At 33.9% G+C, this 26,861-nt stretch carries 23 protein-coding genes and 1 pseudogene; 15 read left to right on the top strand and 9 right to left on the bottom strand.

What is annotated here, in order from left to right:
• Positions 1-58: 58 nt before the first annotated feature.
• Both pheT and JR053_RS01715 read right to left on the bottom strand, forming a co-directional pair.
• The gene (gene pheT / locus JR053_RS01710) at positions 59-2,398 is read right to left on the bottom strand and encodes a phenylalanine--tRNA ligase subunit beta (protein ID WP_010402569.1); all 2,340 of its coding nucleotides are present in this window, start codon (positions 2,396-2,398) and stop codon (positions 59-61) included.
• A gap of 110 nt (positions 2,399-2,508) precedes the next feature.
• A complete protein-coding gene (locus tag JR053_RS01715) occupies positions 2,509-2,778 on the bottom strand; it encodes a hypothetical protein (protein ID WP_010402566.1) in 270 nt (89 codons plus the stop codon).
• Positions 2,779-2,994: 216 nt separating this feature from the next.
• On the opposite strand from JR053_RS01715, the gene JR053_RS01720 reads away from it, so the two are divergent.
• From JR053_RS01720 to JR053_RS01745, 6 genes and pseudogenes are all read left to right on the top strand, one after another.
• Positions 2,995-3,720, top strand: a complete 726-nt coding sequence (locus JR053_RS01720) for a F0F1 ATP synthase subunit A (protein ID WP_007302047.1) — start codon at positions 2,995-2,997, stop codon at positions 3,718-3,720.
• A 59-nt stretch (positions 3,721-3,779) separates the two neighbouring features.
• Entirely contained in the window at positions 3,780-4,007 is a 228-nt protein-coding gene (locus tag JR053_RS01725) for a F0F1 ATP synthase subunit C (protein ID WP_006014985.1), read from the top strand.
• 3 nt (positions 4,008-4,010) lie between these two features.
• On the top strand, positions 4,011-4,490 hold the full coding sequence (locus JR053_RS01730) for a F0F1 ATP synthase subunit B family protein (RefSeq protein ID WP_010402544.1): 480 nt from the start codon (positions 4,011-4,013) through the stop codon (positions 4,488-4,490).
• Positions 4,491-4,497: 7 nt separating this feature from the next.
• Complete coding sequence (locus JR053_RS01735; RefSeq protein WP_010402542.1) at positions 4,498-4,974, top strand: F0F1 ATP synthase subunit B family protein; 477 nt, start codon at positions 4,498-4,500, stop codon at positions 4,972-4,974.
• 5 nt (positions 4,975-4,979) lie between these two features.
• Positions 4,980-6,569: pseudogene (locus JR053_RS01740) on the top strand (glycosyltransferase family 2 protein).
• Entirely contained in the window at positions 6,551-7,540 is a 990-nt protein-coding gene (locus JR053_RS01745; RefSeq protein ID WP_010402538.1) for a COX15/CtaA family protein, read from the top strand. The pseudogene JR053_RS01740 and the gene JR053_RS01745 overlap by 19 nt, the downstream one beginning before the upstream one ends.
• On the opposite strand, the gene JR053_RS01750 is transcribed toward JR053_RS01745, so the two are convergent.
• The gene (locus JR053_RS01750) at positions 7,523-9,622 is read right to left on the bottom strand and encodes an acetyl-CoA carboxylase biotin carboxylase subunit (RefSeq protein ID WP_010402536.1); all 2,100 of its coding nucleotides are present in this window, start codon (positions 9,620-9,622) and stop codon (positions 7,523-7,525) included. The genes JR053_RS01745 and JR053_RS01750 overlap by 18 nt on opposite strands.
• A 61-nt stretch (positions 9,623-9,683) precedes the next feature.
• The gene (locus tag JR053_RS01755) at positions 9,684-10,361 is read right to left on the bottom strand and encodes a hypothetical protein (RefSeq protein ID WP_010402534.1); all 678 of its coding nucleotides are present in this window, start codon (positions 10,359-10,361) and stop codon (positions 9,684-9,686) included.
• A 151-nt stretch (positions 10,362-10,512) separates the two neighbouring features.
• Between JR053_RS01755 and gltX the strand changes: the two genes are divergently transcribed.
• On the top strand, positions 10,513-11,865 hold the full coding sequence (gene gltX, locus JR053_RS01760) for a glutamate--tRNA ligase (protein WP_010402532.1): 1,353 nt from the start codon (positions 10,513-10,515) through the stop codon (positions 11,863-11,865).
• 741 nt (positions 11,866-12,606) lie between these two features.
• On the opposite strand, the gene JR053_RS01765 is transcribed toward gltX, so the two are convergent.
• Positions 12,607-13,062: an Hsp20/alpha crystallin family protein gene (locus JR053_RS01765; RefSeq protein WP_226079516.1), complete on the bottom strand. Its 456-nt coding sequence runs from the start codon at positions 13,060-13,062 to the stop codon at positions 12,607-12,609.
• A gap of 372 nt (positions 13,063-13,434) precedes the next feature.
• On the opposite strand from JR053_RS01765, the gene JR053_RS01770 reads away from it, so the two are divergent.
• Positions 13,435-14,142: a pyridoxine 5'-phosphate synthase gene (locus JR053_RS01770; protein WP_010402508.1), complete on the top strand. Its 708-nt coding sequence runs from the start codon at positions 13,435-13,437 to the stop codon at positions 14,140-14,142.
• Position 14,143: 1 nt separating this feature from the next.
• Here JR053_RS01770 and JR053_RS01775 read toward each other — a convergent pair whose 3' ends face one another.
• The 3 genes from JR053_RS01775 to rplM all read right to left on the bottom strand — a co-directional run bounded on the left by JR053_RS01775 (position 14,144) and on the right by rplM (position 15,499).
• Positions 14,144-14,446, bottom strand: a complete 303-nt coding sequence (locus JR053_RS01775) for an HU family DNA-binding protein (RefSeq protein WP_010402506.1) — start codon at positions 14,444-14,446, stop codon at positions 14,144-14,146.
• Between the two features lie 145 nt (positions 14,447-14,591).
• On the bottom strand, positions 14,592-15,041 hold the full coding sequence (gene rpsI, locus JR053_RS01780; RefSeq protein WP_010402504.1) for a 30S ribosomal protein S9: 450 nt from the start codon (positions 15,039-15,041) through the stop codon (positions 14,592-14,594).
• A complete protein-coding gene (gene rplM, locus JR053_RS01785; RefSeq protein WP_006014941.1) occupies positions 15,041-15,499 on the bottom strand; it encodes a 50S ribosomal protein L13 in 459 nt (152 codons plus the stop codon). The genes rpsI and rplM overlap by 1 nt, the downstream gene beginning before the upstream one ends.
• A 119-nt stretch (positions 15,500-15,618) precedes the next feature.
• Between rplM and JR053_RS01790 the strand changes: the two genes are divergently transcribed.
• From JR053_RS01790 to JR053_RS01805, 4 genes are all read left to right on the top strand, one after another.
• Positions 15,619-16,842 (top strand): TolC family protein, encoded by a 1,224-nt coding sequence (locus tag JR053_RS01790; RefSeq protein ID WP_029237613.1) that lies wholly within the window; start codon positions 15,619-15,621, stop codon positions 16,840-16,842.
• Positions 16,843-16,852: 10 nt separating this feature from the next.
• Positions 16,853-17,368, top strand: coding sequence for a PopZ family protein (locus JR053_RS01795; protein ID WP_010402496.1), 516 nt, complete (start codon positions 16,853-16,855; stop codon positions 17,366-17,368).
• A gap of 75 nt (positions 17,369-17,443) precedes the next feature.
• Positions 17,444-18,022, top strand: a complete 579-nt coding sequence (locus JR053_RS01800) for an RlmE family RNA methyltransferase (protein ID WP_010402492.1) — start codon at positions 17,444-17,446, stop codon at positions 18,020-18,022.
• Positions 18,023-18,198: 176 nt separating this feature from the next.
• Positions 18,199-19,329: an ankyrin repeat domain-containing protein gene (locus JR053_RS01805; RefSeq protein ID WP_416603345.1), complete on the top strand. Its 1,131-nt coding sequence runs from the start codon at positions 18,199-18,201 to the stop codon at positions 19,327-19,329.
• A gap of 601 nt (positions 19,330-19,930) precedes the next feature.
• On the opposite strand, the gene JR053_RS01810 is transcribed toward JR053_RS01805, so the two are convergent.
• The gene (locus tag JR053_RS01810; protein WP_039833371.1) at positions 19,931-21,508 is read right to left on the bottom strand and encodes a lysine--tRNA ligase; all 1,578 of its coding nucleotides are present in this window, start codon (positions 21,506-21,508) and stop codon (positions 19,931-19,933) included.
• Positions 21,509-21,572: 64 nt separating this feature from the next.
• Here JR053_RS01810 and JR053_RS01815 point away from each other — a divergent pair, with 64 nt between their 5' ends.
• From JR053_RS01815 to JR053_RS01825, 3 genes are read left to right on the top strand one after another with little or no spacing between them, the layout of a single operon-like run.
• Positions 21,573-21,869 carry a type IV secretion system protein VirB3 gene (locus tag JR053_RS01815; protein ID WP_006015054.1) on the top strand — a complete coding sequence of 99 codons (297 nt, stop codon included), beginning with the start codon at positions 21,573-21,575 and terminating at the stop codon, positions 21,867-21,869.
• A gap of 9 nt (positions 21,870-21,878) precedes the next feature.
• The gene (locus tag JR053_RS01820) at positions 21,879-24,284 is read left to right on the top strand and encodes a VirB4 family type IV secretion/conjugal transfer ATPase (protein WP_010402460.1); all 2,406 of its coding nucleotides are present in this window, start codon (positions 21,879-21,881) and stop codon (positions 24,282-24,284) included.
• Positions 24,277-26,850 (top strand): TrbL/VirB6 family protein, encoded by a 2,574-nt coding sequence (locus tag JR053_RS01825; protein ID WP_010402457.1) that lies wholly within the window; start codon positions 24,277-24,279, stop codon positions 26,848-26,850. The genes JR053_RS01820 and JR053_RS01825 overlap by 8 nt, the downstream gene beginning before the upstream one ends.
• The last annotated feature ends 11 nt before the right edge of the window (positions 26,851-26,861 follow it).

The following is a 26,861-nucleotide window of genomic DNA, read 5'->3' on the forward strand; positions in this document are numbered from 1 at the left end:
TGTCTATATTTTTATCTTACTTTGTTTGCTTGTCAGATCAAGTCTAAACTATTATAGCTTAATAATGAGCTCTCAAAGTTCCTTCAGTATTTTCACACACTAAGTTGACTATCATATTTGATTCTTTTTGGATTTCCTCTTCAGTTAAAGTGTGAGTTGGAGAGCAGAAAGTAACTGAAAATGCTATAGACATCTTATTCGATTCTATATTGTTTCCATGATATACATCAAATATCAAAACTTCTGTGATGAGCTCTGAGCTTTTTTTCACCATATTGATTATACTGCCTGCTGCTACATCTTTATTTACAATAAATGCAAAGTCGCGTTTTACACTTTGATATTTATAATCGATAAATTTTTTTCTACTTATAGGTAAATTTTCGATATTTTCTAATATCAACTCAAAGCCTACAATTTTTTGTTTGATGTTAAAAAAATCCAATATACTCGGATGCAATTCTCCAAAATAACCAACTATTTTACTTCTAAAAGATAAGGAGCCTGATTTTCCTGGGTGATAATATTCTTTTTCTGCTCTCTCTATTGCTAAATTATCACAATTGACATTAAAAAGTTCCAAAGCTGTTATGAGGTCAGCCTTTGCGTCAAAAATATCTATTTTTCTATCAGTGTTATAGTGGTTTTTCGGCGAATTATTTCCTGATCTAATTCCACTTAAAACGTACTTAGACTGAGCCTCACCATTATAAATTGGTCCAATTTCAAAAATTGCGAGATCAGATATCCCGTGAGCAATATTATCTGCAGTGACTTGCAACAAATTTGGTATGACACTTGGCCTCATTATATTGAAGTTATTATTAAATGGATTATCGATAATGAATAACTTATTCAAGTAACCAAACTTTTCAGCTATTGATTCACTCATAAAAGACCAAGTTATCACTTCATGAAATCCTCTGCTTGTCATTAAAATGCGCAAATCATCTTGTGTCTCTTCTTCTACTGTAACGTCTTCTGCTAGTTGCTCTTCCTTTATTTTATCATAGCCGTATATTCTTACTGCCTCTTCAACTAAGTCAGCAGGTATGGTTACGTCCGGTCTCCAGCTTGGTACTTGTATATTCCAATTACCTTCGGTTTTTTTATCGATACTAAACCCTAGCTTTGTTAAAATATCGAATAGCTCATTAGGTGATGCAGATACACTTCCAAGTTTGTTTGCATCTTGATAATCAAAATTTATCTTGGTATCAGCCTTATTCAGATTGCCAGCAGACACTACGCTTGAGATTTCTCCACCACATAACTCCAAAATCACCTGGGCTACAAGATTCAGCCCATCAAGAATGAATCCATGATCAACTGAGCGTGCAAACCTGTAACTTGAGTCTGTGGAGATGCTGAGCTGCCTTGAAGATTTAGTGATAGAGATGGGGTCAAACCAAGCAGACTCTAAAAAGATATCAGTAGTCTCAAGAGTGCATTCACTGTACTTACTGCCCATAATTCCAGCAATTGCATGAACATTTTTATTATCAGAAATAACGCTTATGTCTTTGTTTAATAAGTACTCTTTATCATTTAAACCAATAAATTTTTCTTCGTCATTTGCTTTGCGTACTATGAGCTCTCCTTCTATTTTTTTTGCATCATACGCGTGCATCGGGCGCCCGAAAGATATCATAATGTAATTAGTAATATCAACTATTGCAGAAATGGAGCGCATTCCTATCGATTGCAATTTATCTTTTAGCCACTTTGGGCTTTCTTTATTTTTTACATTGGCAATGTATATTCCACTAATAAAGCTCTCCCCGTCAGTAACTTTGACGTTTACTGGTGAATTTATAGAGCAGGCAAGTTGTGGAACGCTTAAAGTCTTGAGTATCCCAATTCCAGTTGCTGCTAGATCACGTGCTATTCCGTAGACGCCTAAGCAATCCCCACGATTTGGAGTAACATTTATATCAATCACAGAATCACAATTGAAAAATTTGTCCCCTATTTTATAATCGGCAGAAAGCTCAATTATTCCTTCACTTTCCTCTTGAGTTATCGCAAGTTCGAGAGCAGAGCAGAGCATCCCTTCACTTAACACTCCTCGTATTTTCATAGACTTAATAGTGAAATCACTTTCTGGCAATGTGCTACCAAGAGATGCAAGTACAGTCTTCATGCCTTCTTTAACATTTTTTGCTCCGCAGACTATCTGCAGAACTTTACTTCCATCATTTACTTTACATAATTTTAATTTATCAGCATTTGGATGAGGTGCGACTTCTAATACTTCTGCAACAACAAACCCGGCCAATCTGGAATTGTCGATCACATTCTCTACTTCCAACCCTATGTGAGTTAATTTATCAGTAATTTCCTCTAAACTAGCATTGGTTTCTAAGTACTCTAATAACCAAGATAATGTGAATTTCATCTATCTAACAAGAAACAAAAATTCATTGTAATGTAAAATGTGATGTTTTTAAAGTTTGTTGTAATAAGTGGCTTCTATATTGCAAGAAACAACAGAGAAGCCTACTCTTTCTACAAAGAAAGAATTTTCTTTATATCACCTTTGCAGTCCATTTCCATGCAGAGTTGAATGTTCATATTGTGATCATCTATATGGAAATTATAAATGTAAGCATCACCAGTGAAATTTCCTATAACATCATGGCTTTCATTTAGCATTTCACCTGCCATGTGGAAAAGACCAGTGTCTGAGTTAGAAGAATAATCTGTAAACTTGATGTACCCGTTACCACATTCCTGTTCTAAATTTAAAGGTGGATTAGTAAAATCTATTTCGTTCATAATTGCCTCATATTAAAATTAAATTATAGTTAAAATAAGATGTTAAGTCAAGAATTTAGAATAAGATTGGTAGCTGACTATAATTTGCATTTTAATTGTATATTTTGTTAATATGTTAATGCTATAATAATACAGAGCTCCTTATATTAATTCTTGACTTTATTCTATAAAATTTATACTTTATTTACTGCTGCAGTTTAAGTATACAGGGTCAAAATGGCGTTAAATCCGCTAGAACAATTTAAAGTATATACAATAATAGAACTACCAAAATTATTTGGGTATGACATAAACTTTACCAACTCATCTCTTTTTATGATGATCTCGGTGATATTAATGGTACTGTTTTTGCTCCTTGGAATAAGAAAAGGTGCAGTAATACCAGGATATTTGCAAGCTGCAGTTGAATATGTATATGATTTTGTTGTTTCAATAATAGAAAGTAACACTGGAAGCAAAGGTTTGGAGCACATTCCTTTGATATTTACAGTATTTATTTTCATTTTATCGTGTAATTTAGTTGGTGTTCTTCCTTATAGTTTCACAGTTACAAGTCATGTGATAGTTACCTTCGCTTTATCAATGGTGGTTTTTACTTATATAACGATTGTTGGGTTTAAAGAAAGAGGAGTAGAATTTTTACGCATATTGCTACCAAAAGGAACTCCTTCGTGGCTTGCACCTATAATCATCATTATTAAATTATTTGCTTATTTAGTAAGACCGATTAGTTTATCAATAAGGCTTGCAGCAAATATGATTGCGGGTCATACAATCATCAAAGTGATAGCAGGATTCGTCATAAATATGAACATATTTTTTACACCTGCACCTTTTTTGTTTATAATTGCACTAATAGGATTTGAAGTATTTGTTGCAGTTTTGCAAGCTTATATATTTACTATATTAACATGTGTATATTTGTCAGATGCAGTAAAGTAATTGACTTCCTTGCAGAATATTTTACAATTATATTATAAAGAAATAGTTAAAGGTAATATATGGATTTAGTGGCTTTAAAATTTATAGCAATTGGTTTGGCTGTATTTGGAATGCTCGGTGCTGGTTTAGGTATAGCTAATATCTTCTCTGCTATGTTAAATGGGATTGCGAGAAATCCTGAGTCAGAAGGTAAAATGAAAAGTTACGTTTATATTGGTGCTGCCATGGTTGAAATCATGGGGTTGCTTGCGTTTGTACTTGCAATGTTATTAATATTTGCTGCTTAACAGATGCCACAGCTTGATATTTCAACTTTCTCTTCTCAAATTTTTTGGTTTTTAATTTTTTTCTCTTCACTTTTTTTTGTAGTGAGTTGTTTGTTTTTACCGAAGTTAGATGAAATAATAAGCACTAGAAGTAAAGAAGTGTTAGATTCATTTAATAGTTCTATTCACCTTTTAAGACTTACAGAAGAGCAAATTGCCAAGTATAATGCAGCTTTAAATCAAGCTAGAGTACGGGCAAAAAAAATCATAGATGATGCATTTGCTCAAGTAGAAGAAATGAGAGCGAATGTTAAGGATATATTGGAAGAGGAAGACAAGAAGATGATTAAACTTGTTGAAGAAAAGGTAGTACAATTTAAATCTAAGTATATTAGTGAATTAAAACAAATGGCTACTAGTATTGCTTTGATTTACTATACTAAGTTAACTAATTCTGAGATTGAAGAGGAATTTGTTGCTGATTTGGTATCCAAAGAATTTTAGGGTTTTTATGTCTACATTACTAGTTATAAGCCTTGCTTTTTTAGTAGGTTTTATCCTCTCATATAAATTGCTAAGGAAGGTAATAAAAAACGCGCTTAACAATAAACGTAACAAAAGCAAGTTTTCAAGTGAAGAAACTGAAAAATTCAGAAAAGATATGTTGGAGTATTACAAAAAATCTTCTGAAAAATACAAAAAATTAGATGCAGAAGTTAACAAAATGATGAATGAAGCACTTGATAAGGCTAATAGTATTATTAAGCATAATAGACAGCAACTCGATCAAACGTTAGATGAAAATTCCCATTCTAATTTGAAGAAAGTTACTGACCAAGTTGAAAAAGCTCTTGGGGATTTACAAGCTAACACAGCGAGTATAGCTGCTGATGCTGTAAAAAAAATAATGCATGAACGTAAAGATGATAAGCGTAGTAGTGAGGTTATATCTTCGTTTTCACGTGACTTGAGCAAAAAGTTGCATTAAGTTTAATGCCTGTACTTCAAACTGATAATGTAGAAAAAATTAAATTTGATTCTAGTTTATGCAAAGAACAAGAGAAACTTTTCTACTATAGGTTTAATATAATTCCTTGGCAAAAATTAAATGATACTACTTTTTTTATGGTTGAAGACATAAGCCAAGATATCAACCTTTGGGTCGAATCTCATTACGGTATTGAATATGTATTGATAAAAGTAGATAGCAAACAGATTTTAAATCTTCTTAACTCACACTTTGGTATTTCAGAATTCGCAAGTAACTACTTATATTATAAGAATCCTAATTTTTCAGCTAAAAGCATTAGGCTCAGTTCAATCTTTTTTTCCTCTTTCTTTGTTATGATTTCGACTTTAACACTGACAAAAAAATATGCATATTTTGCTTTGGTGTTGATATTTATAATCGGATGTTCTAGTTCTTTATTCAAATTTGTAACTAAAATTTTTGGCTTGCGTAAAATTTCTAACCAAAAAGCAGATTATGATAAGATGAATGAACCTATATATACTATTTTATTGCCTGCTTTTAAAGAGAATGCGGTTATAAAGCAATTGATTAAGAGCATTGAAAGTTTGGATTATCCAAAATCAAAATTAGATGTAAAGCTTGTGATAGAGAGCGATGATCAAGAAATGTTGGCAGCTATAGAAAAATGCACTTTACCACAGTATTTTGAAGTAATAAAAGTGCCTCATTCTCTGCCTAGAACAAAAGCTAAGTCATGCAATTATGCTATGAGCTTTGCTAGAGGAAAGTATGTGGTAATATATGATGCAGATGACAAGCCAGATCCGTTGCAGTTAAAAAAAGCACTAATTGAATTTAATAAGGGCGACGAAAAGTTGGCTTGTGTACAGGCGAAATTAAATTACTATAACTTTGGTTGCAATTTTCTTACAAAATTCTTTTCTCTCGAGTATATGGACTGGTTTCAATATTTTTTGCCTGGATTTCAAAAAATGAACATGCCAATACCTTTGGGCGGTAGCAGTAACCATTTTTCAGTGGAAATTTTAAAGAAAGTGCTTTTTTGGGATGCTTACAATGTCACTGAAGACGCTGACCTTGGTTTGAGACTTGCGCAAATGGGATATAAAACCAGGATTATTGATTCAGAAACATTGGAAGAATCACCAACTACTGTGTTTGCTTGGATCAAACAAAGAGCACGCTGGATTAAAGGTTATATGCAAACTTATATCGTTCATTAAAAAAATATAAAATTACTTTTTAAGCACACTGGGCTTAAGGGAGTTTTGCTATTAAACCTTTTTGTTGGTTCCTCAGCTTTTATATTTTTCACGACTCCTTTTTTGTTACTTTCATTGGTGCTGACTCAAATTTTGAATGAATTATTCTTATATTATTTTATAATAGTATACGGTATTAACTTGATTTTTTTGATAATAGCTATCAGACAACAAAAAATGCCTTTTTATTTTTATATAGTATCAATATTTTTTCCCGTCTATAGTCTACTACATAGCGTTGCAGCTTTTCTCGCTTTGTGGGAATTTGTTATTCACCCTCAGCAATGGAATAAAACTCAGCATGGATTATGGAAGCAAAACCTGTAGCTATTTGGCTTTTTCTCTGCTCTCTCATGGTGATTTGCATGGTGGGAATTGGTGGATTTACCAGACTTTCAAAAGCAGGATTGTCAATCACGGAATGGAAACCAATTACCGGAACATTGCCACCGCTGAGTGAACAAGACTGGCTAAAAGAAAAATCAAAATATGAAGCTACACCTGAATATAAAGCATTTAATTATGGTATGAGTATGGAAGAGTTTCGCACCATATACTTAATAGAATATGTGCACAGGTTAATTGCAAGGCTGACAGGTTTAGTTTTTATCTTACCATTTATATACTTTACACTAAAAAAAAGAATACCTAAAAATGCAGTAATAAGGTTATCTACAGCACTATTATTTGGAATTTTACAAGCTTTTGCTGGTTGGTATATGGTAAAAAGCGGTTTAGTAGTCAATCCTCATGTTAGTCACTATAAGCTTGCACTTCACTTACTGCTTGCGTTGGTTATCTTTGCATTATTGTCGTATCAATTTTTTGATTACCAAATCAAACCAAGGCAAACTAAACTTAAGGTTAGTACATGTTACATATGGATAATTTTAATCCTAGTGACAGTACAAATAATCTTCGGTGCATTTGTTGCAGGGCTAAATGCTGGTTTAATTTACAATACCTTTCCACTGATGGATGGACAAATTGTTCCAGAAGATTTATTTTTCTTACAGCCTACATGGCTCAATATCTTTGAAAATAGAGTAACAGTGCAATTCATACACCGGGCATTGGCATTGCTGATATTAGTTCTGACAGCAATACTCACAATAAAAAATGCTAGTGTAAAACCAGCATATATTATGCTACTCTCCGTCATTATTCAGGTAATTTTAGGAGTAGTCACTTTGTTGCTGCATATACCAATGGCCATTGCCATAGCCCATCAAATGTTTTCATTTATCTTATTTGGGTCAGGTTTATATTTCTTGTGTTATTTAAGAAAGCAGATCTAATACCAAATCACCAGCCTGTACATTTTTCCCCTCTGTAACAGGGATATTTTTTATCACCATTTCTGATTCAGCACATATGATATTTTCCATTTTCATTGCCTCCACAACAAAGAGAGGTTGTCCTATTTCTACCTGATCTCCAGCATTTACGTGTAATTTAACTAATAAACCAGATATTGGAGATTTCACAGTGTCTACTGAAATCCCTTCTGTTTTGTTGTTTAGCATTAATTTGCTTAGTTTAGCTACATGAGGTTTCAATACACAACATTTAGCTTTCATACCTGCGTGTCTTATAAAGTATTTGCTGCCTTGCCTTTCTATTTTAAGTGCTATGTTGGTATCGCCATTAATTATGATATGTAGCAATCTATAACTTGATTTCCACCTACCTACCACGGAGTATTTATTGTGGTTATATACTGTTGTTAATATATTATCTTGGTATTTTGCATTTATGGAGTACTCATTGTCATTTATTTTCACTATGAATAAATCTCTTGCATGGTCATCTGTTGTTTCAATGCCATAAGGTATCATCCGAGTAGCTGACACTGGTGCCCCTTCTTTTTTACTAGATTCCAGTGTCACGCACTGAAATGACACCTGAGTTGTTTCATTTACTGCTTCGTGATAGTACCTTTCTTCATTTTCTAAATGAACATACAGTGCAGCAAAAATAAATATTTTAATATATTCCTCTGTGATAAAATCGCCTTGAAACCCACTGGGATAATGGTCTGGAATGAATCTTGTGTGGAGTTTTGCTGCAATAAAGTTTGGATGATGGAAAATGGATTCTAGAAATTCTATATTATTTGTTACTCCTTCTATATAACATTCAGACAATGCTTTTTGCATTCTGCTGATTGCTTCTATTCTATCTTTTCCATAGGTTATAATTTTTGCAATCATTGAGTCGTAGAACATGCTGATTTCTGAACCGCTAGCTACTCCATCATCTATTCTTACATGACCATTTTCATCTGGTTTGTCGTAATATTTGATTCTTCCGCTGGAAGGAAAAAATTTCTTTGATGGGTCTTCAGCACAAATTCTACTTTCTATTGCAGAACCAGTAAGTTTAATATCATCCTGATTGAATCTCAATTTTTCTCCACAGGAAGTTCTAATCATTTCTTCTACTATGTCTATTCCAGTTATAAATTCTGTTACTGGATGCTCAACTTGTAATCTCGTATTTACCTCAAGAAAATAGAAGTTTTGGTCTTTATCTACAACAAACTCGACAGTACCTGCTGAAAAATAACCAACTTGCTTTGCCAAAGAAACACATTGGGCATACATTTTTTGTCTTACTTCTTCACTAATAAATGGACTTGGAGTTTCTTCCATTATTTTCTGGTTATTCCTTTGTATCGAGCATTCCCTCTCTCCAAGACACACTATATTGCCATATTTATCTGCTATGATTTGTATTTCAATGTGTCTTGGCAGCTCTATATATTTCTCTATAAAAATACTGCCATCTTTAAAACTTTTCTCTGCTTCATTTGTTGCTGATGTAAATGCTAGTTCAATTTCTTTTTTGGAATATACAATTCGCATTCCTTTGCCACCACCACCTGATGCAGCTTTGAGCATAACGGGAAAACCAATCTCTTCAGCAACGATGGCTGCGTGGGCAGCATCTTCGATCTTACCCATATATCCTGGCACTACATTTACTCCAGCTTTTCTTGCCTCTTCTTTTGCTGTTATTTTATTGGCTGTAACTTCTATTGTTTCTGCACTTGGACCAATGAAATCTATGTTATGTTTTTCCAGAGCACGGGGAAAATCTGGATTTTCTGCTAAAAACCCATAGCCAGGATGAACCGCTTCAGCACCTGTTTCAACTGCCACCTCGCATATTTTTTCAATATTTAAATAACTCAGGCAAGAAGGTGAAGGACCAATGTACTTCGACTCATCTGCTTGCCTTACATGCACAGAATTTACATCTGCATCTGAATATACGCATACACAAGATATACCCATCTTGCGCGCAGTTTTGATTATCCTGCAAGCAATCTCTCCTCTATTTGTTATTAAAATTTTACTATACTTCTTTCTTATCATCTTATCAGTATACTTTCTTAAGTTAAGAAAGTAAATTTCTATATTATTCCTTGCAAGTACTTCATGTTGGGGCTAAACCACCCTCTAAAAGTTGCATAACATTAGGATCTGTCACTATAGTACTTTCGTTATAGAGGCCATATACCTCGTTACATGCCTTAAATAACAGATATGAAGACCCTCCAGAAGCTATTGTCGCTATTGAAGCCAACGCAAGAGACTGAGAAACCGAAAATAGAAGATACAAAGATACACACATAGCGATAGCACACACTATAGCCCCTGCTATATATAAGCATAGATGAAACTTCTTATTACATATAAAGCCACATTTTATATCTGCAATTTGCTTAACTTCTTTCCGCTCTGCAGGGTCCAAGAAATAAAGGGGTGATACTGCCTTCTTCCCGTCATCCTTAATATAGCTTTTATCGAGGAGTGCTTCCTTAATATATTTCTTGTTATTCTTAAATTCCTTTTCTAATCTTTTTACTTTTTCCCAATCTTTAGCTTCTTTTGCTTTCTTGACTTTGCTCTCAGTATCTTTTTCTAAATACTTTATGATCCCCTGTAACGCAGATAATAGAAACCCTTTACTTGCTGCTATATGAAATGGGTTTCCATTTTTATCAATTCTATGCTTAGCTACACAAGCAACTCTTTTCTTGCAAGCTTCAATAAATTTATTTTCATCCTCTTTTGTTACAACTCCTCTTGCAATTTCAAATAAATTATCCATATATACACCTCACTGCATTCACTAATATTAAATTATACAATGCAGTTTGTTAAAAATAAATGTAAATTGATCTTTCAAATTTACTATAGTTCCACGTTGTTGCAAGTACAAATTTTAGTTATCATCGGTTACGTTATCACAATAGACAAATATGCCAGGTATAGTCACTAGATTCGCTCCATCACCAACAGGATTTTTACATATTGGAGGAGCTCGTACTGCGTTATTTAATTGGCTCTATGCGCAGCGTCATGGTGGGGAGTTTTTGCTAAGGATTGAAGACACTGACAGAAAACGTTCAACACAAGAAGCAATTGATGCAATAATGGATGGGCTAAAATGGCTTGGAATAAACTATGATGGAGAAATAATATACCAATCGAGAAGAATAGCTAGACATATTGAAGTTGCAAATCTTTTAGTTGAAAAGGGTAGGGCGTATCACTGTTACTGCCCTGAAGATGAAGTTGCAGAAAAGAAGGCAAGAGCAAGAGAAGAAGGAAAAATATATAAGCATAAGTGTACTCATTCGACATCAAGCGCAAACCCTGTTGTCCGTTTCAAAGTGCCAGACTCAGAAGATATTGTTGTTGACGATAAAATATACGGCCAAGTTACAATAAGTAGCGATCAGCTTGATGACATAGTAATCTTGCGCTCTGACAATACTCCAACATATATTTTTGCTGTAGTGGTTGATGACCATGATGCCGGAATAACCGATATTATACGTGGCTCTGATCATCTCACTAATACCTTCAAGCAATTACTAATATATCAGGCTCTTGATTTTGATGTCCCACGCTTTGCACATGTACCGCTAATTCATGGAGAAGACGGGAATAAGTTATCTAAAAGACATGGGGCTACAAGTGTTTGCGATTATGAAAAGATGGGAATATTGCCACAGGCAATGCGTAATTACTTGCTAAGACTTGGCTGGAGTCATGGCAACGATGAGATTATTAGCGATGAGCAAGCAATAGAGTGGTTTAATTTAGAAAGCATCGGTCGTTCACCTGCACGGCTCGATTTCAAAAAACTGGAGCATTTAAATAATCATTATATTAGTAATATGAGCAATGAAGATATTCTGACTCTAATGCTTAGAGAAAATACTCTAACTGACAAAAAAAAGGGCTATTTACTGCAGGGACTGACAGAGCTGAAAAAAAGAGCAAACTATCTGACCGAATTATTGGACTTAGCAAAATTTTATATTCAAGTTGATTTTAGTGAAGAAGCTCAGCAAATTGTCAAATCTAACCTCAATGTAATTAAGTTACTTGCATCATTTCTTTCGAGTGTAGGTAGTGAAGATTGGAATAAGAATTTTTTATCTTCTCAGATTAAGGAATTTTCAAAATTACATAATATAAAAATGAGCGATATATACCACTCATTACGCGCCCCAATAACTGGAATAATGGATGCGCCTGGAATCATCGATATCATGGTAATTCTTGGTAAAGATGAGTGTATAAAAAGATTGCAAGCAATTTAAATAAAAAATTGCTTGACAGACTCTAGTAGCTTCATTATAGTGGAGAATGAAGATTTTTTAGGATCCAAAATCTATCTTCACCTGCAGGTTTTTTCACCAAATAATCAAATTTCAGCAAAAAATATATAAGTTTATTTTTGCTAGCTCTTTATTCATATAGGAGGGTTTATGTCTAGAATTCCTGATACTTGACTTTTATTTTTAAGTTAAAAAAACAATTGGCGCCTATGGTTTTCACATTAAATCATTTTAAATTGTTAAAGTTAATACGGGCTTTTTTTGCCTTTTTTTATTGGTATTTTTTTCATATTTTATTATATCATTATACCTGTGGTACCATATAGACTTCAGTTTCATGATAAGGGGGGCAGGCTCCGTCTCAGCTATGGAATTAAAAAATGACTATGCATAAGATCTAATGGTGTGTCTAATCTATAGATAATTTTTTGTATTGCTAAGTTAATATTTTACATATCTGTTCAGCAAAGTGGTAAAATAAGGTAGACGAGAAAAGACAACTAAATGAGTGTCATCCCAGTGCCCAGACACTGGGATCCAGTTTTTTGATTGAAAATGTTGTCTTGTTTTCGATAAATTTTGCTGGATGCCAGTGTCAAGCACTGGCATGACACCATTTGCTGTCTTCAAAAATGAATATTCGTACAGCTATGTGTCAGCTACTCGGATGACATCGTCATAAAGAAGCCAACGTCAGCTATTTTCATAACACCTACTTACTGATTACTTTACATCAATTTTCTTGATGTGTTTCTCTGATTTAGGTATGGTTACATGCAATACCCCATCTAAAAAGTTGGCAGATACCTTATCTTGCTCTACATTTGTTGGAAGTTGAATAGATCTATAGAAAGAACCATAGTACCTTTCTTTATGGTAAAACTGCTTATCTTTTGATTCATTATCACATGTTTTTTCACCCTTCACTATTAAGTTATCGCCAGATATACTAATGTCTATGCTTTCTTTAGGAATACCTGGTAACTCTAATGATAGGCAATAGCTTTCCTTTGTTTCATAAAAATCACAAACTGGTAGTAGACTACTGCCTCTTTTGGAAAGCTCTGGGTTCCATCCTGTAAAAAAGCTATCAAATATGTCATCAACGGCTCTTTGTAACCCTCTTACACTAAAATTATCACGATTATTGTTTTTATTTAAATGAACTATATTACTCATGTTGTACCTCCTTTTACTAATACATGCATTACATAATCACTCCACTTATTAATTTCAATCCTAAATCTAAAATTTTTTAGATGCGAAAAATTTTCCCCGTTTACTATAACTTGATTATGAGAAAAAATCTTGTTTGGATTACCACGAGTAGTTCTATAAACTAGATTAACTGTAAAAAAGGGCAAGTGTATGCAAATTTATTACTTCTCTTTCCACTTCCACAATCAAACAATTTTGAATGTTTCTTATTTGACTTGCCAACAATGAGAATTGGTATAACTGCTAGCTCCGTCTTTCAGCTATGGCATTAAACAATGACATGCATAAGATCTAATAATATGTATAATTTATAAATAATTTTTGAGGTAAATTGTGAAATTGGGCGTTAATATTGATCACGTTGCAACCCTTCGCAACGCACGTGGAGCTTCTTATCCAGATCCATTAAAAGCAGCAAAAATAGCTATTGATGCTGGAGCAGATTTTATCACCGTACACTTACGAGAAGACAGAAGGCATATCAGAGATGAGGATGTATTCAATCTAAAACAAAACATTAGCACTGAGTTAAATCTTGAAATCGCAGCTACGGAAGAAATGCTCAAAATAGCAAAAGAAGTAAAACCCTATTCGATTTGTATAGTACCAGAAAAAAGAGAAGAATTAACAACCGAAGGTGGCCTGAATATCGTGAATATGCACAGTAAACTTTCTGGTATAATAGAGGAAATGCATAGCTTTGACATAAAAGTCTCACTGTTTATCGATCCAAATATTAATCAACTAAAATATCTTGAGAAGCTAGAAAGAAAGCCTGACATAATAGAAATTCACACAGGGGATTACTGTGATAATCCATCAGAAGAAAAATTAAAACTTATTACTAACTCTGCAGAATACATTAATAAGCTAGGAATAGAATGCCACGCAGGGCATGGCATAAACTATAAACATGCTAAAAGAATAAAAGAGATACCTCACATCTCAGCTCTTAATATAGGCCATTCTTTAATCAGCGAGGCTATATTTCATGGCTTACATAGTGTAACTAAAAAGATGAAAATGACAATATCTAAGTAGCTTATACTTTCTCTTTGGTATTTAAAATACTTGAAAGAGCTTGACTTGCTTTAAACCTTACTCTTTTCTTTTCAGGAACGGTCATAATCTCACCATTTTGAGGATTACGGCATTGTCTTTCCTTACTTATAGCAGTAGAGAATGTCCCTATTCCATGCAAACGTATTTCACCTTTACGATTTAGATCGTTCTTGATTGTTTCCATAAAAATATCATGAAGCTTACCCAAACTAGCTTTTGTTATATCTATACCTTGACTAGAGCACTCTTGACTCAGTTGGTTTACTATATCTTCTTTACTCATAAATTACCTTAATATTGAAAAATTACATAAACAGCATATTATGCTAATGCCAATAGTCAACTAAATTCGTCATAAAAAGAGAAAATGTCATAAACCCTTGTAAGAACTTGTATAATATTTACAAAAAAATACCATTATGAAACAATTATCTCTTAGAAAACTGACATTTTTTCCGAGCTTTATGTTGACCATATTTCTTACGCTCAACAACACGTGAATCTCTAGTTAGGAATCCACCCTTACGTAATATAGAGTGTAGATCTTGACTTATACTACTTAAAGCTCTGCTTATTCCATGAGCTAAGGCACCTGCTTGGCCAGATAGTCCTCCACCTTTTACAGTTGCAAACACATCATACCTATCTAACATAGAAGTTACTATGAATGGCGCTTTAATCATTTGACACACTGATTCTCTTTTAAAATAAGAAATTAAATCATCTTTTTTATTAACACTAAATTTTCCACTTCCTGGCTTTATCCATACTCTTGCTACAGATTCTTTCCTTCGACCTGTGGCATATGAACGACCAAGTGAGTCAATCATTGCCTTTTTTGGCTGATCATTATTATTTATTTTCACTTTTTGCTCCATTATTTCTTATTTTTACGATTTAAAGAGGCAAAATCTATTTTTTCAGGTTGCTGTCCTTGATGCTTATGTTCTGAACCAGAATAAACATACAAATTTTCAAACCGTCTACGTGCCATAGGACCATCATCAAGCATTCTTTTTACTGCCATTTTTATCACACGCTCAGGGAATTTGCCATTTAAAATATTATCTGGAGTAGTTTTCTTTAAACCACCAGAATAACCTGTATGCCTATAGTAGATTTTATCTTTAAGTTTCTTTCCGGTAAAATGTACCTTTTCTGCATTAACAATAATTACATTATCTCCACAATCCATATGAGGTGTGTATTCAGGCTTATGCTTTCCACGCAATAGCGCTGCTACAAACGCTGCAAGCCTTCCTACTACTAATCCTTCTGCATCTATAACAAGCCATTTTTTATCGACTTGTTTCTCTTTTAAGAAAAAAGTTTTCATATATCAATACATAACAGTAGATTATGATATACTAAGTTGCTTGATAGTGTCAACAACATTAGTTATTGATTATTAAAGTAATTTATGCTAATAACTTTAATAATATGCTAGAAAGCAAAATGTTTCGATTGATTATTATATTTGTAATCGCTTTTAGTGCTATAGATTGCTATGCAATCGATTTGGAAGAGGCTATAAGCAAAGCTATCAAAAATAGCTCAAAAATAAAGTCTCAATTTTACCAATATAAAAGCGCAGAAAAATATTATAAATCTTCTGGGTTAGCTGGATTTTTACCTGACATTAATTTACAATATAATTTCGATAGTAGTTTTAGCCTGGAAAACTCTGGAAAGGATCTAATATTAAGTCAAAGAATAATAGATGGTGGTGGCACCTTTGCTACATTCAGTCGATCAAGTAATCTTCTCAAAGCAGCAAAAATGCAATTTCAGCAGTCAAAACAAGAGCTTGCACTTAATGCTGTGAAAGCATATGTTAGTGTTTTACAAAAGACAGAAATATTAAAGCTCAGAGAACATAGAGAACGCGTTTCTTTGGAACATTTGTCAGCTATGAAAAAACGCTTTTCCCTTGGAGAAGTTACTAATGCTGAAGTTTTGCTAGCAAAAGCAAAATTTTCGTCTTCTATATCCGAAAGAGTTGATGCTGAAGGTAAATTAAAATTGGCAAATATTGCTTATTATCATTTGATTGGCGAAGATGCTGATGAACTTTCTGAAGCTAATGATAAATTACCTTCTGTTCCAGAGCTAAATGAATGTTTACAATTAGCAAAAACCAATAATTTATCTCTAAAAGCAGCAGTTTATCAAAAAAGAGCTGCTGGAATGGAAGTGATCGCTGAAAGCTCCAAGTGGCTTCCTTCTTTAAATCTAAGAGCAAACAAAAATTTTGGGAAAGATGGTGTAAAATTAGACAAGCTATTAGAAAATGTTCATATAGTTTTTACTCTTGATGTTCCAATCTTTAAAAAAGGAGCGAATGCTTTTGGTGTCAGTAAAGCTAAAATGGATGCAAAAAAATCTACCTACGATTATTATGAAACGGTAAAAAATATAGAAGAAGCAGTTGTAAATGCTTGGAATAACGTGCTGACAGCAAAAGCTATTATTAAAGCAAGTCAAGAAGCGGAAAAAGCAGCAGCTTTAGCATTGGAAGGAGTTAAGCAAGAGGTAAACTTAAGTTTAAAGAGTACATCTAACCTTTTGGACACTGAAGATGCATTATTTAAAGCACGCTCCGATCTGGTTGGAGCAAAAAGCAATTATGTAATTAGTGTTTACAACTTGCTTTTTATGATAAATAGTATAAACCTTTAAATTTAATGGTATGAGCGATAATCAATCTGTAAAAGATATCCTAGAAGATATAAAAAAAGCTATATCGGGTAAAAATGCAAGTGTTGATAAAGCAGAAGTAATCGATGAAGATGATGATGTACTATGCCTTGAAGAGGAGTACCCAGAAGACATCGAAGAAAAAGAAAATAGTGAAGAAGAGAATGATTGTCAAAGTGAGAAAATGAATAACCAATTTAATAGTTACAACTCAGAAGAGAAAAATTTGTATGATAATATCCAAATGAGTAATAACAAAGTGAGCTATCAAGAACAAAGTAACGAGCATTTAGTTTTAAAAGAAAATATGGAGGAAATTAAAACATTGCTTGAAAAGATGCAAAGTGAACTACGGCATAAACAACAAAAAAGAGCGGATCTTACTGTTGAAGAATTAGTTGTATCTCTTTTAAAACCTCAGCTTTCAGAGTGGCTGAATAAGTATCTACATGCATTGGTAAAAGAAGTAGTTGAAAAAGAGCTCAAAGATATAATCAATAATAAGTAGGTTATTAGTATAAAGACCAGAGTAAAAACAGCTAGAGGTAGAAAGTTATCTTCAACAAGATGGCTACATCGCCATTTGAATGATCAGTATGTGCAAAAAACCAATAAGGACGGTTATAGATCGCGCTCGGCATATAAGTTAATAGAAATAGACGATAAATTTAAACTACTCCAACAAGGGCAAAAAATTATTGATCTTGGCGCTTTTCCTGGTGGATGGTCACAAGTTGCATCTAAGAAAGGAGCGAGTGTGATTGCTGTTGACATAAAACCAATAAACGCAATTAGTGGAGTAGAGTGTATACGGTGTGATATTATCAGCGAACTTGAAATTTTAAGAGAAAAATTCAAGGATCACAAATTTGATGTAATTTTATCTGATATGGCACCAGAATCTTGCGGTTTAAAATCGTTAGATCATATCAGAATTATGCTTTTATGCGAAGCAGCGCTCAATTTTGCAAAGCATTTTTTGAATCATGATGGCAAATTTGTAGTAAAAATTTTTCAAGGAGAGTCTGATAAAGATTTCTGCAATGAGCTAAAAAAAATGTTTAAAACAGTAAGATACTTCAAACCAAAGTCAAGTAGATCTGAATCTACAGAAATGTATTTGGTCAGCTTAGGCTTTATTGGTAGCAACTCTTCTATATAGAAGATACTTACAGAAACGTTGACGAATCTTATCCTATTAAACTGAAGATTAATAACGCTCGCACAAAAGCCCCTTTTTCTTGCTTGAGTGTTTATGATAGTTAATAAAATTCTTGACTTTATTACTTAAGTATATAATAATTAAAGTATATTATTATTTTTATAGGAGAGTTTGATATGTATTTAGCATTGTTGAAACAGATATTAAGTATAGTAAATCGTGAAAATGATTTGAATGGTAATAACATAGTTGAAAAAATAAAAGAGCAAATAAAAAAAATAGGCTCATCTACTTATGAAGAATGGGAGAAGAAAAAATTTGATATAAATTATGAATTTAGTAATAATGATTATTATAACAAAAAAGAATTAACATTATTACATGTAGCATTTATATATAATCAAGAAAATGTAGTAAAAGCTCTATTAGCAGTAGACGGAATAAATGTTAATTTGCAAGATCTATCTGACAAAACCCTTTTACATTTGGCTATTGAAAAAGGTGACGAAAATATAGTAAAAGCTCTATTAGCAGTAAAAGGTATAGATGTTAATTTGCAAGATCTATCTGACAAAACCCCTTTACATTTGGCTATTGAAAAAGGTGACGAAAATATAGTAAAAGCTCTATTAAATAAGGGGGCTGATGTTAATTTGCGAGATAAAAGTGAAAGCACTCCTTTACATTTGGCTATTAGAAAAGGTAACGAAAATATAGTAAACGCTCTATTAGCAGTAGAAGGTATAGATGTTAATTTGCGAGATAAAAGTGAAAGCACTCCTTTACATCTTGCTGCTGAGAAAGGCAAAATAGAGATAGTAGAGGCTATATTAGCTAAGGGGCCTAAAAATATTGATTTGCCAGATACATGTGGATCCACTCCTTTGTACGTTGCTGCTTGGGGACATCATAAAAAGATAGTAAGAGCTCTATTAAAAGCAGGTGCTGATCCTTTATTAAGTAATCGTGATAACAAAACTCTAGATAAAGCACTTACTGAAGAAGCAATTATGCTAGCAATAATCTCGGGTGTTGGTATATTTGTTATTGCATCTGTTGTAGCTGCGATAATAGTTACTTCTGCATATTTTATTGGTGTGTCATTATCAGTAGGTGCTATGGCTGGGATAGCTGTGGCTGCTGCTGTACTCACAGGACTTGTTGCTGGTGGCATTATATATGAAGTGTTGAAGCCTTGTGATGAGTTAAAGGAGGCTATTGCACAAGCAACGTCAAGTCCTGGTAAGAAGCTAAATGAAGTTGATTTACAATCAGAAATTTCTTCAAAGTCAAGTGTAACAGTGTAGTTAAGTAGAAGGAAGAAGTCTCTTCTTCCTTTTCAAGTAGCTGACACTGATTTTCATCCAAAATAGTTTCATTCAAGTAGCTGACACTGGTTTCTTACCAAGAAAAACTTAGCATAACTTTTGTGCTCAAAAAAACTTCTGGATTCCAGCATCAAGTGCTGGAATGACATGGTAAAATATTATTCAAGTAGCCTCTGTCTCAGTGTCCATTTGGTGTCATTCAAGTCAGCTCTTTTCTTGTCATCCCAGTACTGGGATTCAGAAAACTGACCAGGTTGGTCACGCGCTGGCTCTCTAAAATTACTTTAGTTGTAAATGTTAAGAAATTTACTAAATAAAAAAAGACAAAAGAATTCCCGTATAGCGAGTTTTAATAATGTAAATTGATAATGTGCTAACAAGCGCGATTTGGCTGAATGTAGAAAAAATAAAAAAAAGCCACTATAATTTTATGTAATTTGCCAATAAATATCTGAGTTTTTTACTGAATTTTGTCGTTGAGCCCAAAAACAAGGATAAATACCTTTATCAGTATAATAAGGAAAGTGGGAAGGTTTGTCAAGTAATAAAACTAGAGGGCTCAAATGGAAGAAGGTAAACTCTAAAGTGTACGTTCAGTAGCACTTTCTATAAGAGAGATTATATTATCTATCCCATAAAGCTTGATAAAAGATCCCATTCTAGGACCGGTTTTTTGTCCAAGTAATGTTTCATACAAAAACTGAAACCAATCGCGTAAGTTATTGTAATTATGTTTTTTTCCGATGGAGAAAACCTGAGATTGAATCTCTTCAGCAGTGGCCGTAATAGGCAGGGAATGTAGGTTATTCTTTAAATCTAGCAACGCTTCTTTCTCTTTTTCGTTTGAAGCTTTATACGCTTTTGTTGGCTTGATAAAGTCGTGATAATACCTAACTGCAAAATCCGAAAGCCTATCTAGCATTTTGTTGCTTTCTGGTGTAACGTTTGGTGCATAAGTTGATATAAAACCCCAAAGAATCTCTTTGTTTTCAGCATTACAAGCTGCTGCCAGGTTTAAAAGTAACGAAAAATTTATGCCTGAAGTTTCTACGTTTGGAACTTTACCCTGGTGGATGTGCCATACAGGGCTATTTACATCCTTTTCTTCACTCTCATTGTAACGCTTAGCAAACTCTAAATATTCATCAGTTGATTTTGGTATCACATCAAAATATAAACGTTTAGCTTTTTTAGGACTCTGAAAGATGTATAACGCTAAACTCTCTGTGGGTGCATAAGTTAGCCACTCCTCAATTGAAATACCATTTCCTTTTGATTTTGATATCTTCTTTCCTTCTTTATCAAGAAATAACTCATAGCAAAACAAAAGCGGTGGCTTTTCTCCAAGTATTTTACATATTTGACTTGAAAGCACAGCAGATGGAGTCAAATCCTTTCCATGAGCTTCGTAATTAACTCCGAATGCAGCCCACCTCATCCCCCAATCAGGTTTCCATTGCAGTTTACATTTTCCTTTTGTCACTGGAACTTCTATTTTTTCCCCGTTTGGGTCTTCATACGTGATTGTTCCTTTATCTGTATTTGTTTCAATTACTGGAACTTGTAAAACTTGGGAAGTTTTTGGGCATATCGGCAAGAATGGACTGTAAGTCTGCTGCCTTTCTTCCCGAAATGATGGAAGCATTACTTCCATCACTTTATCATAATTTTTCAGCAGGAGTAAAAGTTTTTCATCGTAAACGCCAGATTTATAACACTCTGTTGCACTCCTAAATTCGTATTCAAATCCAAACAAATCAAGAAATTTACACAACAACGAATTCATGTGATGACCATAACTCTCATGAGTGCCAAATGGGTCAGGTATCATGGTTAATGGCTTGTTCAGATTCTCTCTTAGCATTTCCTGATTTGGTACATTATCTGGTATTTTTCGCAAACCATCCATATCGTCGGAAACTGCAATGATTTTGGTTTTTATACTAGGAGCTATTTTTTTTAGAGCGTTTGCAATAACTGTGGTACGAAAAACTTCCCCAAAAGTACCAATATGTGGTAAACCCGAGGGACCATAACCAGTCTCAAATATTATCTCTTTTTTATTAGGGAATTCTTGTAGTATTTTTTCTGCTTCTTGAAATGGCCAGCTTATAATCATTGAATTTAAATTAATTATCTTACCTAAAGTGCTATTCATTTCAATAGATTTTTAATTAATGATGTAGTATTAGTGTTAGAGCTCTTATTAGAAGGTTAAAGATATGTCTACTGGCAGCATACAAACGAATCAATTATTTAAAGGTCTTACAAGACCTGCAATGCTCTTTGGTGTGAGTTATATGTTTGCAATATTAAACGTTCTAATTTGCATGCTAATTTTCATTAATACAAATGATCTTAGAGTAATTCTCCTGATGTTACCAGGTATACATGGACTTGGCTATATAGCTTCTGCAAAGGAACCGTTGTTTATTGAGTTATTTATGGTAAAGTTGGGAAAATGTTCCAAATGTTTAAATCGGTTTTATCATGGAGCCAATTCTTATGACATTACTTGATGTTATGCAATGTTGAGATTTAGAGCTATTCAATCAAAGAATAAATCTATTCTAAGTAGAGAGGTTCACGCTGCCGAATTTATACCTTATTCTTGCTATTGGAATAGTACAACCTTGATAACAAAGCAGAATTGGTTAGTTAAATTTATAAAATTAAATGGCTTTGCGTTTGAAACGGCCGATGATGAAGACTTGGTGATACAAAATAATATCAGAAATCAGATGCTAAGAAGCATTTCATCTCCAGCATTTAGTTTGTACTTTCATACCATCAGGCGTAAGAAGAATATCTTTTCTGATGAATTTGCAAACCAGAGTTTACCAAATTTTTTTGCTAACCATGTAAATCTAAAATGGAGAGAAAAACACGCAACTAGGCAATCTTTTATTAATGATTTATACATTACGATTATTCGTAGGGCAGATACAAAGGGAGTAGAATTTTTATCACATCTACTGAAAAAATTTGGGCATGTAACTTCAAAACATGCTTGGGAAAGTGATATGCGTGATACCTATGAAGATTTAGAGGAAACGACAAATCGTATAGTAACAAGCCTTAGGAATTATTCGCCTAAAGTCCTTGGAGTAAAAGAAACTCCAAACGGACTGTTTTGTGAAATAATGGAGTTTCTGTCTAGAATTGTAAATTGTGGCTTTGTTACAAATACGCTTTTTCCACTAAAAACTGAAATATCAAGATACTTACCAGTTCATAGGTTATTTTTTGGCCATAAGATGATACAGGTTGTGACTCATAATGAAAGTAAATATGCTGGAATAGTTAGTATCAAAGAATATGGAAATAATACTTCCGCAGGAATGCTTGATTCTTTTTTACAACTTCCTTATGAATTTATTATCACGCAGTCTTTTCAATTTACAAATAGGCAAATGGCAATTGCGAAAATGCAGATACAGCAAAATCGTATGATACAATCTGCAGATAAAGCTATTTCTCAAATAGCAGAAATTTCTCATGCGCTTGATGATGCAATGAGTGGTAAAATTGCGTTTGGTGAACACCATTTAACTATCTTATGTATAGAAAAAAGCCCTAAATCATTGGACAATGCTTTATCATTGGTTGAATCGGAGCTTTCTAATTGTGGTGTTTATCCTGTTCGTGAGAGGGTTAATCTAGAACCAGCATTTTGGGCGCAAATTCCTGGTAATTTTGATTATATAGTAAGAAAAGGTACAATAAGTAGTCTTAATTTGGCCGGTTTTGCATCTCAACATAATTATCCTACTGGTAAAAAATTCAATAACCACTGGGGAGATGCTGTTACAGTTTTTGATACAACATCTGGCACTCCATTTTTCTTCAACTTTCATATAAGGGATGTTGGACATACTATGATAATTGGGCCAACAGGTGCTGGCAAAACTGTTTTAATGAATTTTTTATGTGCTCAAGCAATGAAATTTTCTCCAAGAATATTCTTTTTTGATAAAGATCGCGGTGCAGAAATTTTTTTAAGAGCACTTGGTGGTATCTATACTATAATAGAACCAAGAACTAAGACAAATTTTAATCCTCTGCAACTTGACGATACTCCTGATAATAAAACATTTTTGATGGAATGGATAAAATCTTTAATTTTAGTGTACAACGATAAATTCACTTCAGAAGATATTGCTAGAATTAATGATGCAATTGAGGGAAATTTTAAATTAAAAAAAGAAGACAGATTTTTGAGAAATCTTGTACCATTTTTAGGACTTGCGGGCCCTGATACTCTAGCTGGAGCAATATCTATGTGGCATGATGATGGCTCTCATGCTGCAATATTTGACAATAAAGAAGATTTGCTAGATTTTTCAAAAGCAAGAGTGTTTGGCTTTGAAATGGCTAGCTTGCTAAAAGATCCTGTTGCTCTTGGGCCGGTCTTGATTTATTTGTTTCATAGGATTAGTATATCGCTTGATGGCACTCCATCTATTATTGTTCTTGATGAAGCATGGGCGTTAATAGATAATCCAGTTTTTGCACCTAAGATAAAAGACTGGTTGAAAGTGCTGAGAAAGTTAAATGCTTTTGTAGTTTTTGCTACTCAGAGTGTTGAAGATGCAAGTAAAAGTGCTATTAGTGATACGCTTGTACAGCAGACAGCAACACAAATTTTTTTGCCAAATCTGAAAGCTACTAGTGTCTATCGAGATGTTTTTATGTTAACTGAACGTGAGTACATACTGATCAAACACACAGATCCAAGTACTAGATTCTTTTTAGTAAAGCAGGGAGTTAATGCTGTAGTAGCTAGAATAGATCTGAAAGATTTGGATGATGTGGTCAACGTGTTATCTGGACGTGCGGAAAGTGTTCTATTGTTATATGATATACTGAAAGAAGTCGGAGATGATCCAAAGATGTGGTTGCCTGTGTTTTATCAAAAGGTGAAAAATGTTTAAAACTAAACTGTCATTACTGTTAGTTGCGATATTTTTGTTAAATATAGATTTTTTGCTCTCGTATCCAGTGTTTGCAGATACAGTAAGTGGTACTGACAAAACGGAATTTGTTAGCAGATTTAATTCTACTGGTAGCTTTAGCCGTGCCTCTAATCCTGACTGTAAGGCGTTTGAAACATCTGCAGCAGTTGCTGGGATAGCAATTGCTATTGGTGCAATATTTACTGGTATTGTTTTGATTGTCTCTTCTGCTGGTTTATTTACTGCTCTTGTTATCGTTGGAATGATAGCTGCAATTGTTGGAGTCTGGAAGGCAGTTGGGGGACTTATTGTTTGTCAGCATAGTTTTGTTAGGCATCCAGTTGCATACGATAATGATGGGAGATATAAAAATTTTAAACTAAAAGATACAGGTTATAGTGGTGATACAGATAAAAATTATCGAACAGAAGATGAATATTTTTCTGCATTACAGAAAAGATCAGGAAAAGATGGAAAACAAACAGAGAAAGATATTTTAAACTTTACTGATTGGGATGTTGTGAATGTTGATAGGGAACACTACTACTGGCCAAAAAATGGGGTGCAATATAGTGAATACATAGAAGTATGTCATCGCAATCCTTTAACATTTGGCAATCTTTTCAAGACGAATGACTTTAATTTCAGAGGGGAAGATGGATACATAGACTTTGATATCAGAGAGAAAGATACTGGATATGAAAGTGGGTCATGGTCTCCGAAGGTTGATGGCGATCTAGAATGTAAAGTGCTTAAATCTGGACAGAGCAAAGACATATATGGATCAACGTTCAGGGCAGTGAGAAAAATGGGTAGGTTATGTGTGGAATTGGCTGAAGTTAGGGCAGCTGGAACTGCTTGGCCGCAAGGAATTGATATAGGATGCACGGAATTACCACCTGATCCGATTGCTCCTATGTGTGAACAATCTGTGATATTATTCAAAAATAAAGATGGTACAGGTGGTGAAGAAAGGAGTTTTATCAACAGGGATGACGATTATAAAACTCTTATCAGGAAAAAAGAAAAAGAAGGAAAAATTTTTGTAGGTTATGACAATAAAAGCTGTTTTAGCTCGTATGTCTCTGAAGCTTGCTACAATCAAGCGGGAAGTAAGTCATTATCTCCTATTCCTATAACTTCTATGATAGTGCAATGTATTAAGGAGTCGTTAGATAATTTAGTGGCAGGTATTGATTCAAGTGGTAACTTACTTACAGACAAAAATGGACATGCTAAGGGTAGTTTTTTGTCTGTAGCACAAAAAAGACTGAAGAACACTGTTACTGCTATCTTAATTTTAGCTTTGATATTGTTCTCTATAAAAGTTATGTCTGGTGGAGTGCGTAGTCCGCAAGAAATGTACATGTTGATCATTAAATTCGCTTTAGTGATTTACTTTACGACAGGTAGCACTATGTCTCATTATTACGGGGAATTAACAAAACTTTCGAACGGCTTATCAGAAATAGTGCTTAAAGCTTCATCTGAGAGTAAAAATATATGTAATTATGAGGCAGGTAAAGATTATGAATACGATCGTGCAGGGCAGAAGGTATCCTACAGTTATCTTGCACCTTGGGATAGGCTTGATTGCAGAATTTTATTTTATTTAGGTGCCCCTTTAGATGGAATTGGTGGCAAAATTGGTACTGGAGGTGTTGCAACGTTAGCGGTTTTGCTTGGCGCTGCTCCTGTCTTGTTAGTTGCAGGTTCGGTGATTGGTATTATTTTCGCTGGTGGACAAATTTTAGTAGCTCTTGTCTGTATATTTATGGCCATTTTGCTGATGATGGTTATTTTGTGGATGTGCTATGTATTTATTTTATCTCTAGTTGCTTTAAGTGTAATTGTTATTCTATCACCTTTGTTTATTCCTATGGTTTTATTCCAACACACCAAAGGATATTTTGACGGCTGGGTGAAAGAGTTGATTACCTATAGCTTATACCCGGTTATCCTTTTTGCGTTTTTATCCTTTATGTTCATAGCATGTGATAAAATCTATTTTAAAAATTTAAATTTTAAACTGGACGAGTCATATAAAAATGAACAACCAGACAAGTCATATGAAAAGAAACAAGCAGAAATCTCATATAGTAAGAAAAAACAGTGGTTTAAATTGAAAGATGGGGAATGTGATAAAAATGAAACTACTCTCGCATGTATGATGCAAAATTATAGCTTTAAAAAGAGCAGCATACTTGGTCTATTCGACTTTACATACATGGAGTTTGGCAGCTCTCTAATCGGAGAATTATTAAAATTGTGTTTAGTATTATTCCTCTTTTACCACTTTTTAAACGTTCTTCCCGGCATGGCTGCTGAGCTTGCTGGTAATCACAGGGCAGCACTTGGTTCAGGTAGCACTCCTGCACAAATGGTGAATAAAGCTTTATCTGCTGCCAAAGCTGCTGCTGGAGGTGCTGGTCAAGTTGCTGCTGCGGCTGTAAATAAGGCAAGAGGGGCTATTGGAGGAGGTGGAGATGATAATAAGGGATCGGGATCTTCCTCTAGTGAATCTATAAAACCAGGTGGAGAGTGAGCGCAGGTGAG

This window comes from Wolbachia endosymbiont of Nasonia vitripennis, from assembly GCF_048054115.1.
In the GTDB taxonomy this organism is placed as follows: domain Bacteria; phylum Pseudomonadota; class Alphaproteobacteria; order Rickettsiales; family Anaplasmataceae; genus Wolbachia.

What these genes read in the sequence shown, in the direction of transcription:
- JR053_RS01820 (WP_010402460.1), top strand. Translation starts at nt 21,879, where the DNA reads ATGTTGAGATTTAGAGCTATTCAATCAAAGAATAAATCTATTCTAAGT.
- JR053_RS01750 (WP_010402536.1), bottom strand. Translation starts at nt 9,622, where the DNA reads ATGATAAGAAAGAAGTATAGTAAAATTTTAATAACAAATAGAGGAGAG.
- JR053_RS01810 (WP_039833371.1), bottom strand. Translation starts at nt 21,508, where the DNA reads ATGAATAGCACTTTAGGTAAGATAATTAATTTAAATTCAATGATTATA.
- JR053_RS01765 (WP_226079516.1), bottom strand. Translation starts at nt 13,062, where the DNA reads ATGAGTAATATAGTTCATTTAAATAAAAACAATAATCGTGATAATTTT.
- JR053_RS01755 (WP_010402534.1), bottom strand. Translation starts at nt 10,361, where the DNA reads ATGGATAATTTATTTGAAATTGCAAGAGGAGTTGTAACAAAAGAGGAT.
- JR053_RS01735 (WP_010402542.1), top strand. Translation starts at nt 4,498, where the DNA reads ATGTCTACATTACTAGTTATAAGCCTTGCTTTTTTAGTAGGTTTTATC.
- JR053_RS01730 (WP_010402544.1), top strand. Translation starts at nt 4,011, where the DNA reads ATGCCACAGCTTGATATTTCAACTTTCTCTTCTCAAATTTTTTGGTTT.
- JR053_RS01815 (WP_006015054.1), top strand. Translation starts at nt 21,573, where the DNA reads ATGTCTACTGGCAGCATACAAACGAATCAATTATTTAAAGGTCTTACA.
- JR053_RS01795 (WP_010402496.1), top strand. Translation starts at nt 16,853, where the DNA reads ATGAGCGATAATCAATCTGTAAAAGATATCCTAGAAGATATAAAAAAA.
- gltX (WP_010402532.1), top strand. Translation starts at nt 10,513, where the DNA reads ATGCCAGGTATAGTCACTAGATTCGCTCCATCACCAACAGGATTTTTA.
- pheT (WP_010402569.1), bottom strand. Translation starts at nt 2,398, where the DNA reads ATGAAATTCACATTATCTTGGTTATTAGAGTACTTAGAAACCAATGCT.
- JR053_RS01825 (WP_010402457.1), top strand. Translation starts at nt 24,277, where the DNA reads ATGTTTAAAACTAAACTGTCATTACTGTTAGTTGCGATATTTTTGTTA.
- JR053_RS01805 (WP_416603345.1), top strand. Translation starts at nt 18,199, where the DNA reads ATGTATTTAGCATTGTTGAAACAGATATTAAGTATAGTAAATCGTGAA.
- JR053_RS01720 (WP_007302047.1), top strand. Translation starts at nt 2,995, where the DNA reads ATGGCGTTAAATCCGCTAGAACAATTTAAAGTATATACAATAATAGAA.
- JR053_RS01715 (WP_010402566.1), bottom strand. Translation starts at nt 2,778, where the DNA reads ATGAACGAAATAGATTTTACTAATCCACCTTTAAATTTAGAACAGGAA.
- JR053_RS01775 (WP_010402506.1), bottom strand. Translation starts at nt 14,446, where the DNA reads ATGAGTAAAGAAGATATAGTAAACCAACTGAGTCAAGAGTGCTCTAGT.
- JR053_RS01725 (WP_006014985.1), top strand. Translation starts at nt 3,780, where the DNA reads ATGGATTTAGTGGCTTTAAAATTTATAGCAATTGGTTTGGCTGTATTT.
- rplM (WP_006014941.1), bottom strand. Translation starts at nt 15,499, where the DNA reads ATGAAAACTTTTTTCTTAAAAGAGAAACAAGTCGATAAAAAATGGCTT.
- JR053_RS01745 (WP_010402538.1), top strand. Translation starts at nt 6,551, where the DNA reads ATGGAAGCAAAACCTGTAGCTATTTGGCTTTTTCTCTGCTCTCTCATG.
- rpsI (WP_010402504.1), bottom strand. Translation starts at nt 15,041, where the DNA reads ATGGAGCAAAAAGTGAAAATAAATAATAATGATCAGCCAAAAAAGGCA.
- JR053_RS01790 (WP_029237613.1), top strand. Translation starts at nt 15,619, where the DNA reads ATGTTTCGATTGATTATTATATTTGTAATCGCTTTTAGTGCTATAGAT.